General features: G+C 71.9%; 10 protein-coding genes. 2 read left to right on the top strand and 8 right to left on the bottom strand.

Going from position 1 to position 14492, the window contains the following annotated elements; translation table 11 throughout:
* Positions 1-57: 57 nt before the first annotated feature.
* Together PGH47_RS29960 and PGH47_RS29955 are read right to left on the bottom strand one after the other, a co-directional pair.
* Positions 58-3111, bottom strand: coding sequence for a putative bifunctional diguanylate cyclase/phosphodiesterase (locus tag PGH47_RS29960; RefSeq protein ID WP_271665967.1), 3054 nt, complete (start codon positions 3109-3111; stop codon positions 58-60).
* Between the two features lie 452 nt (positions 3112-3563).
* Positions 3564-4514 (bottom strand): 2-hydroxyacid dehydrogenase, encoded by a 951-nt coding sequence (locus tag PGH47_RS29955; protein ID WP_271665966.1) that lies wholly within the window; start codon positions 4512-4514, stop codon positions 3564-3566.
* Between the two features lie 182 nt (positions 4515-4696).
* Between PGH47_RS29955 and PGH47_RS29950 the strand changes: the two genes are divergently transcribed.
* Complete coding sequence (locus PGH47_RS29950) at positions 4697-5695, top strand: aldo/keto reductase (protein ID WP_107902520.1); 999 nt, start codon at positions 4697-4699, stop codon at positions 5693-5695.
* Positions 5696-5842: 147 nt separating this feature from the next.
* Positions 5843-6982 carry a PQQ-dependent sugar dehydrogenase gene (locus tag PGH47_RS29945; RefSeq protein WP_271665965.1) on the top strand — a complete coding sequence of 380 codons (1140 nt, stop codon included), beginning with the start codon at positions 5843-5845 and terminating at the stop codon, positions 6980-6982.
* A 17-nt stretch (positions 6983-6999) separates the two neighbouring features.
* On the opposite strand, the gene PGH47_RS29940 is transcribed toward PGH47_RS29945, so the two are convergent.
* The 6 genes from PGH47_RS29940 to PGH47_RS29915 form a co-directional block, all read right to left on the bottom strand.
* Complete coding sequence (locus tag PGH47_RS29940) at positions 7000-7248, bottom strand: DUF6191 domain-containing protein (RefSeq protein WP_271665964.1); 249 nt, start codon at positions 7246-7248, stop codon at positions 7000-7002.
* Between the two features lie 38 nt (positions 7249-7286).
* A complete protein-coding gene (locus tag PGH47_RS29935) occupies positions 7287-10343 on the bottom strand; it encodes a helix-turn-helix transcriptional regulator (RefSeq protein ID WP_271668185.1) in 3057 nt (1018 codons plus the stop codon).
* Positions 10344-10474: 131 nt separating this feature from the next.
* Positions 10475-10666 carry a hypothetical protein gene (locus PGH47_RS29930; protein WP_271665963.1) on the bottom strand — a complete coding sequence of 64 codons (192 nt, stop codon included), beginning with the start codon at positions 10664-10666 and terminating at the stop codon, positions 10475-10477.
* A 207-nt stretch (positions 10667-10873) separates the two neighbouring features.
* Positions 10874-11446 carry a hypothetical protein gene (locus PGH47_RS29925; protein WP_271665962.1) on the bottom strand — a complete coding sequence of 191 codons (573 nt, stop codon included), beginning with the start codon at positions 11444-11446 and terminating at the stop codon, positions 10874-10876.
* 35 nt (positions 11447-11481) lie between these two features.
* A complete protein-coding gene (locus PGH47_RS29920; protein WP_271665961.1) occupies positions 11482-12057 on the bottom strand; it encodes a GNAT family N-acetyltransferase in 576 nt (191 codons plus the stop codon).
* Complete coding sequence (locus PGH47_RS29915) at positions 12035-14281, bottom strand: MMPL family transporter (RefSeq protein ID WP_271665960.1); 2247 nt, start codon at positions 14279-14281, stop codon at positions 12035-12037. The genes PGH47_RS29920 and PGH47_RS29915 overlap by 23 nt, the downstream gene beginning before the upstream one ends.
* Between the last annotated feature and the right edge of the window lie 211 nt (positions 14282-14492).

Below are 14492 nucleotides of genomic sequence, written 5' to 3'. Positions count from 1 at the left end.
AAGTACGAGAATTCGGGTGCGCATGGCACTGACCCTCCCCCCGGCGCACACCCGGTGTCAAGTGGGTGGGACGGGAGTCTCATTATGTGAACGAAGGGCACTGCCGCCTCCGAGAACGGCGGGGACACCACTGGTGTACACCGCCGTGCCCCCGCCGGCGAACGCGGGCTCCGCCGGCCCGTGCGGCACCGGATAGTGGCCGGAACTGAGCGCCCGGCGCAGCCGGTACTCGTCCAGCGGCCCGGAGAACGCCATGCCCTGCCCGTGCGTGCAGCCCATCGCCCGCAGTGCGACGACCTGCTCGGGCAGGTCCACGCCGTCGGCCACGGACTGGAGCCCGAGGTCGCCGGCGATCCGCAGCAGCCCGCTGGTGATCTTGTGCAGCCGCGCCGACTCGACGACGCCCTCGACCAGCCCGCGATCGAGCTTGAGCACGTCGACGGGGAGTCTGCGCAGCGCGGTGATCGCGGCGTACCCGCTGCCGAAGCCGTCCAGGGCCACCCGGACGCCGAGTCTGCGCAGGCCGCTCAGACGGCGCTCCAGGTCGTCCAGCGCGATCCGGGGGTCCAGGTCGGACAGCTCGATGACGAGCGACCCGGACGGCAGCCCGTGCCGGGTCAGCAGCGCCTCGATCGAGCCGAGCGGCATCGACCGGTCCAGCAGCCGGCGCGCGCTCATCCGGACCGCGATGGGCACGGCGAGCCCGGTCGCGGTGCGCTCCGCGGCCTGCTCGACGGCCTCCTCCAGCATCCAGCGGCCCAGCTCGGCGGTCTTGTCGCTGTCCTCGGCCACCCGCAGGAACTCGGCGGGCGTGAACAGCACCCCTTGTGAGGACCGCCAGCGCGCCTGGGCGGCGACCGACGTGATCCGGCCGTCCTCCAGGCACACCACCGGCTGGTGCAGCAGCGCGAACTCGCCGTCGTGCAGCGCGGCACGCAGCCGCGTGGCCAGCTCCGCCTTGCGTACGACGTCCTGCTGCATCTGCGGTTTGTAGAGCTCGACCCGGCCCTTGCCGCCCGCCTTCGCGCGGTACATGGCCAGGTCCGCGTTGCGCAGCAACTCCCCCGCACCGAGGCCCGGTTCGGCGAAGGCGACGCCGATGGAGGCGTTGACCCGGACATCGTTGCCGTCGATGAGGTACGGCTGGGACAGGGTCATCCTGAGGCGGTCGGCGAGCTCCAGGATGTGTCGTTCACGGGCGGTGCGGTCGCGGGTGTTGTCCCCGACGATCAGGGCCGCGAACTCGTCGCCGCCCAGCCGGGACGCGGTGTCGCCCTGCCGGACCGCCTCCTGGAGTCTGCGGGCGGCCTGGACCAGCAGTTCGTCCCCGGCCTGGTGCCCGATCGTGTCGTTGACGCCCTTGAAGCCGTCGAGGTCGATGAACAGGACGGCGGTGTTGCGCAGGGCGAGGCCGCGGTCGGAGGCCCGGCGGCCGGACAGGGCATGCTGGACCCGCTTGGTGAACAGGGCCCGGTTGGGCAGATCGGTGAGCGGGTCGTGCTCGGCGTTGTGCTGGAGCTGCGCCTGGAGGCGCACCCGCTCGGTCACGTCCCGGCTGTTGAAGATGAGGCCGCCGTGGTGCCGGTTGACGGTCGACTCGACGTTGAGCCAGCCTCCCCCACTCTCGGCTTCGCCTGAGCGGGAGGTGCCCCCACCGCCGGACCGGAAACGGCACTCGATGCGCGTAGTGGGTTCCTCGAGCGGGCTGGCGGCGAGGAAGCGGCGCACCTCGTGCACCACGCAGCCCAGGTCCTCCGGGTGGATGAGATTGGCCAGTTCCGATCCCACCAGATCCTCGGCGGTGCGGCCGTAGACCCCGGCGGCGGCCGGGGAGACGTACCGGAGGATGCCGTTGGGTGCGGCGATCATGATGACGTCGCTGGAGCCCTGCACCAGGGAGCGGAAGTGGTTCTCCTTCTGCGCCAGTTCCTGGGTGAGGGTGATGTTGTCGAGCAGCATGATGCCCTGGCGCACCACGAGCGCCAGCACGACGGTGCCACCGGTGATGAGCACCACGCGGTCGACGCTGCGGCCGTTGAGGACGTTGTAGAGGATCCCCAGGGTGCACACCGCGGCGGCGAGGTACGGCGTGAGCGCGGCCAGGGAGCCGGCGATCGGCCGGGTGACCGGGTACCGGGTGTGATCACCTCCCTGTGCGGGGTTGGGGTGATGGCCCCCGCCACGCTGTCCGGGCACATGCTCGTGGACCACGCGCGTGTGCCCCGTCGAGCCGTGCCGGTCGCACTCCTCGGAGCCGTGCCGGGGCGTGGCCCACGGGGCGTACGCCAGGAGCAGGGAGCCGGCGAACCAGCCCGCGTCGAGCAGTTGGCCGGAGCGGTAGCTGTTGTGCAGCAGCGGCGAGGTGAACAGGGCGTCGCACATCACGGTCAGGGCGAGCGCGCCGATCGCGGTGTTGACCGCGGTGCGGTTGGCCGAGGAGCGCCGGAAGTGCAGCGCGAGCACCATGCTGACCAGTGCGATGTCGAGCAGCGGGTAGGCCAGCGAGAGCGCGGTGTGGGCCACGCTCGCCCCGCCGCCGGCGTCGATCTTGGCGGCCTGGGCCAGGGCGAGGCTCCACGCCAGCGTCAGCAGCGAGCCGCCGATCAGCCAGGCGTCCAGCCCCAGGCAGACCCAGCCCGCCTTGGTCACCGGGCGCTTGGCGAGCACCAGGAGCCCCACGATGGCGGGCGGCGCGAAGCACAGGAAGAAGCCGTCGGCGTAGGAAGGGCTGGGGACGGGCCGCTCCAGGACGACCTCGTACCACCCCCAGACCAGGTTGCCGAGGGCCGCCATGGCCGAGGAGAGGGCGAACAGCAGCCATGCGGGTCGAAAGCGGATACGGCGGCTTCTGGCGTAGCGGAAGCAGGACACGGCGGCCGCTGCCGCAGCGGCCGCCAGCCCGAAGTCGCCCATGATCAGCGCCAGTTGCTCCGAACCCCAGCCGAGCGCGGAACCGACGGCGTATCCCGCGCACACCAGGGCCAGGGTCACTTGCGGGAACAGTCCCGAGCCGTTGCCGCTCGACGAGGGACGAGGCAGCGTCACAGCCGACGGCCGCTGTGCCCGCAGCGCTCCGTCGAGCGTCGTCGTGGAGGGCGGTGGCGAGCTCACCGGCCCCTCCCGGTCCGTGCCGCTCGCGACTCCCGAGGGTCCCGTTGCACCGGGTGCGCCTGCCGCCTGCGGCTGTTGTGCCTGCGCTGGTGATTGTTGTGACGGCAGCCGTGGATGCCGTGGTGGCCGCGTCTGCGCGCGGCAGCTCGCCAGGGTCGCCGCCGGCGGCCCCGTCGCGTCGGATCGCTCGCCCATAGGCCGTGCATCGCCCGTCGCCCCCCTCACAAATCTGAAATGTCCATCCCCGGCGCCCCAAGCTGCGCGGCGCTGCCCCTGTCGGGACGATACACCAGTCTCGTCACTCAGGGACATAGCACCTCTACGCTCCGTGACGACCAGCGCATATGCGAGTACGCACCGCTTCCGTGGGGTTGCGGACCGTACTCGAACCGGATTATGGGCTTGTTACGCGCGACACGCGCGGCGTCCCGGCGATACTCAACCCGTAAGCGTCACGTGTGCGTCGCGCCCGTCGTAAGGATCACGTTGCGCAACGGCTCCCGGTTCACGTAACGAGTCAACTGGTCCACCAGCAACCGCTTGGCGCGCGGCAGGAACGCGGACGTCGGGCCGCCCACATGAGGGCTGATCAGCAGGCCCGGGGCCCGCCACAGGGGGTGCTCGCTGGGCAGCGGCTCGGGGTCGGTGACGTCGAGTGCCGCGGTGATGCGCCCGGTCTCCAGTTCGGCCAGCAGCGCCTTGGTGTCCACCACGCCGCCGCGGGCGACGTTGACCAGCAGCGCGCCGTCCTTCATCCGGGCGAGGAAGCCGGCGTCGACCAGGTGACGGGTGGTTTCCGTCAAGGGCGTGGACAGGATGACGACGTCTGCTTCCGGAAGCAGAGCGGGCAGTTCGGTGAGCGGATGCACTTCGCCGCGCGCCGTGGTGCGCTTCGAGCGCGCGACGCGCGCCACCCGCGCGACCTCGAACGGTGCGAGCCGGTCCTCGATGGCCGCACCGATCGAGCCGTATCCCACGATGAGGACGTTCTTGTCCGCCAGCGCGGGACGGAAGCCGCCGAGCCACTCCCCCCTGTCCTGCGCCCGCACGAAGTCGGGGACGCCGCGCAGCGAGGCGAGGATCAGGGTGAGCGTGAGTTCGGCGGTGCTCGCCTCGTGCACCCCGCGCGCGTTGCACAGGCGTACGCCGGGACGCAGGTGCTTGAGGCCCGGCTCGACGTGGTCGGTGCCGGCGGAGAGCGTCTGCACGACCTCCAGGTGCGTCATCTGCGGCAGGGGACGCTGTCCGAGCCCGGGCGGCTTCATGTACGGGACGACGTAGAAGGCGCACCGGGCCGGGTCCGCGGGGAATTCCTCGGCGCCGTTCCAGAAGCGGTAGGCGGGGCCCTCGGGCAGACCTTCGATGTCTTCCGGCGGGATGGGGAGCCACACGTCAGCAGTCATGGTCAGGAGGCTAGAGCCTTCCGGCGGGTCAGGCCGAGGAAAGGTATCGGCACCCGATCGTCGCTGGTGAGCGGGGCGGGGTGCCCGCGGCCCCGGCAGCACCCGTCGGGCGGGCCCTAGGTCGGGCGATCCGGAGCGCAGAGGTTAGGTTGGGGTGCCGGAAGAGGGAGGGTTACGGCCAGGTGGAGCGCAGGACGATCGGCGCGGCGGCACTCGCGGTGGGAGCCGTCGGGCTCGGGTGCATGCCGATGAGCTGGGCCTACAGCTCGTCGCGGCAGCGGGGCGAGGAGTCGGTCAGGGCGGTGCACCGGGCGCTCGATCTCGGCTCGACGCTGCTGGACACGGCCGACATGTACGGCCCGTTCACCAACGAGCTATTGGTGGGGCGGGTGTTGAAGGAGCGCCGGCAGGACGCGTTCGTGTCGACCAAGGTCGGACTGCTCGTCGGCGAACAGCACATCGTGGCCAACGGCCGCCCCGGCTATGTGAAGCGGGCCTGCGACGCGTCCCTGCGGCGCCTCCAGACGGACGTGATCGACCTCTACCAACTGCACCGCGCCGACCCCGAGGTCCCCGTCGAGGAGACGTGGGGCGCGATGGCGGAGCTCGTCCGGGCGGGAAAGGTACGGGCGTTGGGGTTGTGCGCGGTGGGCGCGCGGGGTGGCCGCCGGCTCGGCACCCGTCTGCACGACGCGACGATCCGGCAGTTGCAGCGGGTGCAGCAGGTCTTTCCGGTGAGCGCGGTGCAGGCCGAGCTGTCGGTGTGGTCGCCCGAGGCGCTGGAGGCGCTGCTGCCGTGGTGCGATGCCCGCGGGATCGGCTTCCTGGCGGCGATGCCGCTGGGCAACGGCTTCCTCACCGGCACGCTCACTCCGGGCCAGGGCTTCGAGCCGGACGACGTACGGGCCCGGCACCCACGGTTCACCGCGGAGATGATGGCGTCGAACCAGCCGATCGTGGCCGGCCTGCGCCGCGTCGCGGCCCGGCACGGCGAGGAGGTCACACCGGCGCAGGTGGCGCTGGCGTGGGTCCTCGCCCAGGGCCGGCACGTCGTCGCGACACCGGGCACCAAGCAGGAGCGCTGGGTGACGCAGAACGCGGGCGCCGAGGCGCTGCGGCTGTCCGCGGAGGACCTGGCCGAGGTGGCGGAGCTGCCGGGGGCACAGGGATCCTGGGACTGAGGCCGCGGGGGTTCCACGGCCCCGGCACGCGACGGCCGGGGCGGCGCCGGTGCGAGGTTCGTGGATCGGGAACCTCTGAGGCGCGAGCGGTGTAAGAACAGTAGAACCCGCCGCATCGAAGGGACCGTGATCGTGCAACGTCGAGCTGTGTCGGCCGTATTGGCCGCGGCCGCACTCCTGCTGACGGCCGGCTGCTCCTCCGGCGACGGGGCCTCGCCGGACAAGGGCGGAGACCGGGCGCCGAGCGGGACCACGGCCCCGCCCACCCGTCAGTCGGCCGAGACCCCACCGGCGAAGGGCACGGTGAAGGTGGTGCGCACGGTCACCGAGGGCCTGAACACGCCCTGGGGCCTGGCCCCGCTCCCCGACGGCGACCTGTTCGTCTCCTCCCGCGACGACGCGACGATCACCCGTGTCGACGGCGAGACCGGCAAGAAGACCGAGCTGGGCGAGGTCCCAGGAGTCTCCCCGGCCGGGGAGGGTGGCCTGATGGGCCTGGCGCTGTCCCCGGACTACGCCTCCGACCACATGATCTACGCGTACTTCACCTCCGCCTCGGACAACCGCATCGTCCGCATGGTGTACGACGAGCAGCGGGCGGCCGGCGATCAGCTGGGCGCACCCGACACGATCTTCAAGGGCACCCCCAAGGGCTACATCCACAACGGCGGCAGAATCGCCTTCGGCCCGGACAAGATGCTGTACGCGGGCACGGGCGAGAGCGGTGACACGGGCCTGTCCCAGGACAAGAAGTCCCTGGGCGGCAAGATCCTGCGGCTGACACCGGAGGGCGAGCCGGCGCCGGGCAACCCCTTCCCCGACTCCCCCGTGTACTCCTACGGCCACCGCAATGTGCAGGGCCTGGCCTGGGACTCCAAGCAGCGTCTGTTCGCCTCCGAGTTCGGCCAGGACACCTGGGACGAGCTGAACGCGATCAAGCCGGGCGACAACTACGGCTGGCCGGAGGCCGAGGGCAAGTCGGACGACAGCGAGTTCCACAGCCCCCTGGCCCAGTGGGGCACCGACGACGCCTCCCCCAGCGGTATCGCCTACGCCGAGGGCTCGGTCTGGATGGCCGGCCTGAAGGGCCAGCGCCTGTGGCGCATCCCCCTGAACGGCACGGAGGCCTCGGCGGATCCACAGGCCTTCCTGGAGGGTGAGTACGGCCGGCTGCGGACGGTCGTCGCGGCGGGCGGCGACAAGCTGTGGCTGGTGACCAGCAACACGGACGGGCGGGGCGACCCGAAGGACGGGGACGACCGGATCCTGGAGCTCCAGGTGACCTGAGCGGCGCCGATTCCTGGCTACGCCTTGCCTTCGGCTCCCTCTGTGCCCTCGGCCCCGCCGGCCTCGTCCCCTCTGGCTCCGTCGGCCTCGTCCCCCTCGGGCGGCGGCTCGGGCGGTCGCACGACGACCTTCCCGGAGGCGAGGTCTATCGGACCGCGTCCGGGGTCGTTGTCGCCGACGTCCTCGCGGGTCAGTTCGAGGCGGTTCTGTTCGTCGCGGGTGTGCTTGCGGCCGGGGGCGAAGAGTTCCTCGAACGCGTTGAACACGGAGCCTCCCGGAGTCGACGTCCCTTACAGCGTATGCCTCAGCCGCTCATCCCCGAGGTGAGTGTCTCGGCCGGAAACAGCCCCAGCCGGTGGGCCACGGCGGCGGCCTCGCCCCTCCCCGAGACGCCGAGCTTGCCGAGGATGTTCGACACATGGACGCTGGCCGTCTTCGGGGAGATGAAGAGTTCCTCGGCGATCTGGCGGTTGGTGCGGCCGGCGGAGACCAGGCGCAGGACGTCCCGTTCGCGCGTGGTGAGGCCGAGGGAGTCGGCGGGGTCGGCCGTGGGCAGGTGCGGGGCCGCGGTCAGGCTGAGGCGGGCCCGCTGGGCCAGGTGGGCCGCGGCGTCGGCGAGCGGGCGGGCGCCGAGGTGGGTGGCGGTGGCCCGGGTGAGGCGGAGCAGTTCGGTGGCGCGGGCGCGTTCGTCGTCGCCGCCGACGGCGAGCAGGCACTCGGCCAGGCGGTGGCGGACCTGGGCGAGGTCGTAGGGGCGTTCCAGGGCCTCGAAGGCGGTGACCACGTCGGACCAGATGTCGGTGCTGGTGCGGCCGTCGGCCCGGTCGAGTTCGGCCCGGGTCCACTTCTCGTACGCCAGCCATACGGGGGCGCCGGTGGTGAGTTTGCGGACGGCCTCGAAGAGGCGTTGCAGGAAGGCGGCGCGGCCCTCCTGTGCGGTGGGCAGCGCTTGGGCGCGGGCGTCGGACTCGGCGACGGCGGCGGCCAGCAGGACCGGCCAGGCGTAGCGGTGCGTGCCGGGCGGGAAGCCGGCGTCCAGAGCCCGGTCGGCCTCCGCGCGAGCGTCCAGGAGGCGGCCTTCGGCGGCGGCCGTGCCGAGGGCGAGGAGGGACATCGGCAGGTTGTTCTGGGGCATGGGGTCGTGGGTGCCGTAGGAGGCACGGGCGGCGGCGAGATGGCGGGCGGCCTCGGCTGTCTCCCCGCGGGCGAGGGCGAGTTGGGCGAGGCGGTTGGAGGCGCCGCCGTGCGGCTTGGCGGACTGTCCCGTGCGCTGGGCGTTCACCGCGGCCTCGGCGGCCTCGTCCCACTGGCCCAGGGAGATCAGCGACTCGGCGAGGTTCGTCCACATCCAGGCCTCGGAGTCGCGCAGGCCCCACTCCTGGGTGAGGCGCAGGCCCTCGCGCAGGATGGCGACGGCCTCCTGCGAACGGCCGATGGCTTCGAGGGCGGAAGGGAGGTTCACATGGCTGCGGCCCACGACCGTGGTGAGGCCACGGGTCAGTACCTGCTTCTTGACCTCGTGCATCTGGGCCAGTCCGGCATCGATCTCACCGGCGTCGACCATGAGGCCGCCGAGGGTGAGACGCGCGTTGAGTTCGATGTCCTCGGCACCCACCATGCGGGCGTACTCGACGGCGCGCTCGGCGGCCGACATGGCGTCGGGGCCGGGGGCGCGCAGCATCGACCAGTTGGCCGCGGTGGCCAGCACCTCGGCGTGCACCTCGGACGGCGGCAGGCCGCGCACCAGCTCCTGGGCGGTGCCGAGCTCCTTCCAGCCGTCGCCGCGAGCCATGGCCTGCATCAGGCGGGAGCGCTGGACCCAGAACCAGGCTGCGCGCAGGGGCTCGCCGTCGTCCTCCAGCAGGTGCAGGGCCCGCTTGGTGATCTTCAGGGCGCGTTCGCGTTCCCCGCAGCGCCGGCCGGCGACGGCGGCCTCGGCCATCAGGTCCAGGTAGCGCAGCGGGGTGGTGGCGGGGTCGCAGCCGCAGGGAGGGTAGACCTCGGTGTAGTCGACGGGGCGCAGCGTGGCGCGGGTGTCCTCGGGGGCGGAGTCCCAGAGCTCCATCGCGCGTTCCAGCAGCCGCAGTTGCTCGGAGTGGGCGTGCCGGCGGCGGGCGGTGACGGAGGCGTCGAGGACGGCGGGGAGGGCCTTGGCGGGGTCGTGGGCGTGGTACCAGTAGCTGGCCAGCCGCATGACGCGCTCGCCGGCCGGGACGAGCGTCGGGTCGGCCTCCAGGGCCTCGGCGTAGCGGCGGTTGAGGCGGGAGCGTTCGCCGGGCAGCAGGTCGTCGCCGACGGCCTCGCGGACCAGGGAGTGCCGGAAGCGGTAGCCGTCGTCGCCGGGCGCGGCGATGAGGATGTTGGCGCCGACGGCGGCCCGCAGCGCCTCGATGAGGTCGTCCTCGGCGAGCTGGGCGACGGCCGCCAGCAGCCGGTACTCGACGGTGGAGCCGCCCTCGGCGACGATCCGGGCGACCCGCTGGGCGCTCTCGGGCAGCCTCTCGACGCGGACCAGGAGCAGGTCGCGCAGGGAGTCGGTGAGGCCGGTGCAGCTGCCCTCGTGGGCGGCGACGGCGAGTTCCTCGACGAAGAAGGCGTTGCCGTCGGAGCGTTCGAAGATCTCGTCGACCTGGGCCGGGTCGGGTTCACAGGCCAGGATGCCGGCGATCTGGCGGCCGACCTCGGCACGGTTGAAGCGGCCGAGTTCGATCCGGCGGACGGTGCGCAGCCGGTCGAGTTCGGCGAGGAGGGGGCGCAGCGGGTGGCGGCGGTGGATGTCGTCGGAGCGGTAGGTGGCGAGGACGATCAGGCGGCCGGTGCGCAGGGTGCGGAAGAGGTAGGCGAGGAGGTGGCGGGTGGAGGCGTCGGCCCAGTGCAGGTCCTCCAGGGCCACGACGACCGTGCGGCCCGCGGCGACGCGTTCCAGGAGGCGGGCGGTGAGTTCGAAGAGGCGGGCCATGCCCTCCTCGTCGGAGCGGTCGGGTCCGCCGGAGGGGGTGCTCTCGCCCAGTTCGGGGAGCAGTCTGGCCAGTTCTTCTTCCTGCCCGGCGGCCGCGGCGGCCAGTTCGTCGGGCAGTTCGCGGCGCAGGGCGCGCAGCGCGGTGGAGAACGGGGCGAACGGCAGGCCGTCGGCGCCGATCTCGACGCAGCCGCCGAGCACGACGACGGCGCCCTCGCGGGCGGCGGCGGACGCGAACTCCTCGACGAGCCGGGTCTTGCCGACCCCCGCCTCACCGCCGAGCACCCATGCCTGCGGCTCGCCCGCGGCAGCACGGGCGAGCGCGTCGTTCAGGGTCTCCAACTCGGCCGTACGGCCGACGAACACGGGACTTACGGACCTGCTCTCCACGGGGGCGAGCATCGCACGCGGCACCGACAGGAGGGCACCGGTTTTCGCCGGGCCCGGCGTCGGGCTCAGGGTCGGGCCCGGCGTCGGGCCCAAGGTCGGGCCGGACGTCGGAAGTGTCGGATCCGGCTGCCCGGCACCGGCCGTCACGCGGCGCGTGGAGGCCGGTGCCTGCGGAGGCTGGACGTATCGGACTCCGACTCCGCGGCGGCGCGGGTCGCGCGTTCCTGGCGGCGGGCCGCGCGGCGGCCACGGACCACCTCGCGGACCAGGCGCTCGTGCTCGGCCCGGCGGATCAGTTCGGCGGAACGGATGTGGTGGAGTTCGTACCCGTACATGGTCGATTCCTCGTTTTCCCTGGTGAGAGGTGGTTTCTTGCGTCGCTTTCCGCGATGCCTCAACCTTCCTCTCCCAGGGGGGTCCGCCACATCGGGAGAGTTCCGCATCTTGGCCCGCCGTGGGGGCCTCAGATATGCGTAAGGGGCCTCAGGGCGCCGTCTAAGGTGCTTACGGCGGCTCTGAGGCCCCTTCGGACCTGCGGTGACTCAGCCTGCTGAGGGCAGGCCGAGCAGTGCGTCGGTGTACTTGAGGACGGCCAGCAGGAGGCCGATGACGCCGAGTGCGACACCGCCCCAGGCGACCGACTTGATCCACACGGCCTGCGGCTTGCCGGGCGCCCCGAAAGCGGGACGGGCCAGCACCACGACGCCGACGATCAGCGCGGCCAGCGCGAACACGCCGGCCCACAGCGCGGAGGTCTGCCAGGCGTCGCCGTAGACCTCCTTGATCTGCTGGGACACGCTCGCGTTGGAGGCGGTCTCCAGCTGGCCGATGAGGGTCTCGCGCGCGGCGGCGACCGTCCCGATCCATCCGCCGGTCAGGGAGACGAGGCCGAGCGCCGCGGAGACGACCGCTCCGGCGCCCTGGCCGACAGCGGCGGGGGCCGCTTCCGTCGCCTCGGCGGCCACCTCCTCATCGGTCTCTTCGGTCTCCGCCGCCTCGTCGGCAGCGGTGGAGTCGGTGGCGTCGGCCGTCTTGGTGACGTCCACCTTCTCCTCGTCGGTCTTCGCGTCGGTGCCCGTCTCGGCCCCGGTCTCGTCCACTGTCTTCGTTCCCATGCCTCGCACCGTACGGACGCTGTCTGAGAGCTTTCTTAATGATCCTTGTGAGCGGCACGCGCGCGTGCCTCACGCCACTCGGGGGCCAGAATCGACCACACCTCGAGGTCGTGCCGCACCCCACGATAGGGGTAGCTCTCCCTGCGCACGCCCTCACGGGTCAGGCCGAGCCGTCGTGCCACGTTCAGACTCGGCGTGTTCCCGGCGGCGGCGATCCACTCGACGCGGTGGATGCCGCGCCGCTCGATCGCGAAGTCGATGAGCACGTGCATCGCGCGGGTGACGAGCCCGCGTCCGGTGCCGGCGGGTTCCAGCCAGCAGCCGACCTCGCAGTTGGCGTTCGCGGCGTCGAAGTTCAGGAACAGCACCCCGCCGACCAGCTTCCCGTCCAGCCACAGGCCGTGCAGTGATCCGGTGTCGGCGGCGCGCATGTCGGCGTAGCGCTGGAGCGCCTCGCGTGCGGAGTCCACGTCCGTGGCCTGCGCCCCGAAGGGGATGTACTGGTTGATGAACTCCCGGCCACGCTCCAGGTGGGCCAGGAACTCCTCGGCGTGCCAGGGCTCGAGCGGGCGCAGTTCGGCTCCGTCGTCACCCAGCGATATCGCGTACATCCCGCTGTCGCTCCTCCTCGGCCAGCACGTCCGCCACCTCGGCGTCCGTCGCGGCGGCCAGCCTCTCATGGGCTGCGCGGGACTCGGGCGGCTCGATGCTGATGCGGGGCATGCGCCGGTCGAGCCAGCGCGGCAGCCACCAGTTGGCGCCGCCGAGCATGTGCATGAGGGCGGGGACGAGGAGCGTGCGCAGGACGAAGGCGTCCAGGGCCACGGCTGCGGCCAGCGCGATGCCGAACATGGCGATCACCCGGTCGCCGCTGAGGACGAAGGCGAGGAAGACCGAGATCATGATGACGGCGGCGGAGTTGATCACCCGGCTGGTCTCGGCGAGGCCGACCCGGACCGCGCGCCGGTTGTCGCCGGTCTCCAGCCACTCCTCGTACATCCGGCTGACCAGGAAGACCTGGTAGTCCATGGAGAGGCCGAAGAGCACCGAGACCATGATCACCGGGAGGAACGGTTCGATCGGGCCCGCGCGGCCCAGCCCCAGCAGTTCGCTGCCCCAGCCCCACTGGAAGATCGCGACGACCACTCCGAAGGCGGCTGCTACGGCGGCCACGTTCATCGCGGCGGCCTTCAGGGGGATGCCGACCGAGCGGAAGGCGAGCAGGAGCAGCAGACAGCCCAGGCCGATGACGACCCCGACGAACAGCGGCAGCTTGCCGACGATCACGTCGGCGAAGTCGTCGTAGCCGGCGGTCATGCCGCCGACCTGCACATCGAGCGAGGTGCCGGTCTCCGCGCGGGGCAGGACGTCGCCGCGCAGCCGGTCCACGAGGTCGCTGGTCTGCTGCGACTGCGGGGAGGACTCGGGTACGACGGTGAGGTACGCGGTGTCGCCGCCGGCGTTGTAGGTCACCGGGGTCACCGACGCGACGCCGTCCGTGTTGCGCAGAGCGGCGTCGAGGTTGTCCAGGGCGAGCTTGTCGTCGCCGCCGTCGACGTCGGTGACCAGGGTGAGCGGTCCGTTCACGCCGGGTCCGAAGCCGTCGGCGAGGAGGTCGTAGGCCTGGCGGGTGGTGGAGGTCTGCGGGCCGTTGCCCTGGTCGGAGGTGCCCAGGCGCAGCCCGAGGGTGGGCAGTGCGAGGACCGTGATGACGGCGAGGGCGATGGCGCCGAGCGCCTTGGGGTGGCGCTCCACGAACGCCGACCAGCGTGCGGCGAACCCGGTGGGCACCTCGGGCTCGGGACCGTGCTCGGCCAGCCGGCGCCGCTCGCGGCGGCTGAGGGCGCGCATGCCGATGAACGACAGCAGGGCGGGCAGCAGGGTCACGGAGGCGGCGACCGTGAGGACCACGGTCAGCGAGGCGGCGATCGCGACGCCGTTGAGGAAGCTCAGCCTGAGGATCAGCATCCCGAGGAGGGCTATGCACACCGTCGCTCCCGCGAACACCACCGCCCGCCCGGTGGTCGCCACGGCGTTCGTGATCGACTCGGTGACGGACAGCCCGCGTTTCAGTCCGCGCCGGTGTCTGGTGACGATGAACAGGGCGTAGTCGATGCCCACACCGAGCCCGATGAGCATCCCGAGCATCGGCGCGAAGTCGGCCACCGTCATGGCGTGCCCGAGGAGGGCGATGCCTGCGTAGGCGGTGCCGACGCTGACCAGGGCGGTGGCGATGGGCAGCAGGGAGGCGGCGAGCGAGCCGAAGGCGAGGAACAGCACGACCGCGGCGACGGCCACGCCGACGATCTCCGCGATGTGCCCGCCACTCGACTCGGTGAGCCCGATGGCACTGCCGCCCAGCTCCACCTGGAGCCCGTCGGTCCCGGCGTCCTTGGCCGCGTCGACGACCGCCTGCGCCTCGCCCTGGTCGATGTTCTCGGCGCTGTCGTCGAAGGTGACGGTGGCGTACGCCGTGTGCCCGTCCTCGCTGATCTGGGCGGAACCCGGCTTGTCGTAGGGGCTGCCGACGGCCGCGACGCCGGGCAGTTCGGCGATCTCGTCCAGGGTCCGCGTCATGGTCTGTTCGACGTCGGTGGCGCGGACGGTGCCGGACGGGGTGTGCCAGACGACGGTGTCGCTGTCGCCGCCCAGGCCGGGGAAGCCGTCCTGAAGGAGCTGGGTGGCACGGCCGGACTCGGTGCCCGGGACCTCGTAGTCGTTCGAGTACGCGGTGCCCGTCACGGCGGCGGCCGCGGTCACCCCGCCGAAGGCAAGGAGCCAGAGCAGTACGGCGACGAGGCGGCGTTGGACACACCAGCGTGCTAGAGCTGCCACGAACGTGCTCCCGGGGGGCGATTTATGGATCTTTGACCGGGAACAGTTGTTCAGAAAGTGAACGGCCCGCAAAGAACGCATGAGCGATGTGAAGCAAACTCTCGCAGGCGGGGGAGATCGTTTGCCCTGTTCGTGGGGTTATTCACAGGAGTGGGAGGCAGATCACAGGACAGTAACGGCCACTCTGTCGTTGCCGAGTGGGGACTGTCAC

Origin of the sequence: Streptomyces sp. HUAS 31 (assembly GCF_028198125.1) — a bacterium.
Taxonomy (GTDB): Bacteria; Actinomycetota; Actinomycetes; order Streptomycetales; family Streptomycetaceae; genus Streptomyces; species Streptomyces chartreusis.
The sequence above is the reverse complement of the archived record's forward strand: the minus strand, read 5'-3'. Positions and strand labels throughout refer to the sequence as shown.

Bases quoted from the DNA above. Each gene is read 5' to 3' on its own strand.
- PGH47_RS29925 (WP_271665962.1), bottom strand. From the start codon at position 11,446: ATGGGAACGAAGACAGTGGACGAGACCGGGGCCGAGACGGGCACCGAC.
- PGH47_RS29935 (WP_271668185.1), bottom strand. From the start codon at position 10,343: ATGCTCGCCCCCGTGGAGAGCAGGTCCGTAAGTCCCGTGTTCGTCGGC.
- PGH47_RS29955 (WP_271665966.1), bottom strand. From the start codon at position 4,514: ATGACTGCTGACGTGTGGCTCCCCATCCCGCCGGAAGACATCGAAGGT.
- PGH47_RS29930 (WP_271665963.1), bottom strand. From the start codon at position 10,666: ATGTACGGGTACGAACTCCACCACATCCGTTCCGCCGAACTGATCCGC.
- PGH47_RS29920 (WP_271665961.1), bottom strand. From the start codon at position 12,057: ATGTACGCGATATCGCTGGGTGACGACGGAGCCGAACTGCGCCCGCTC.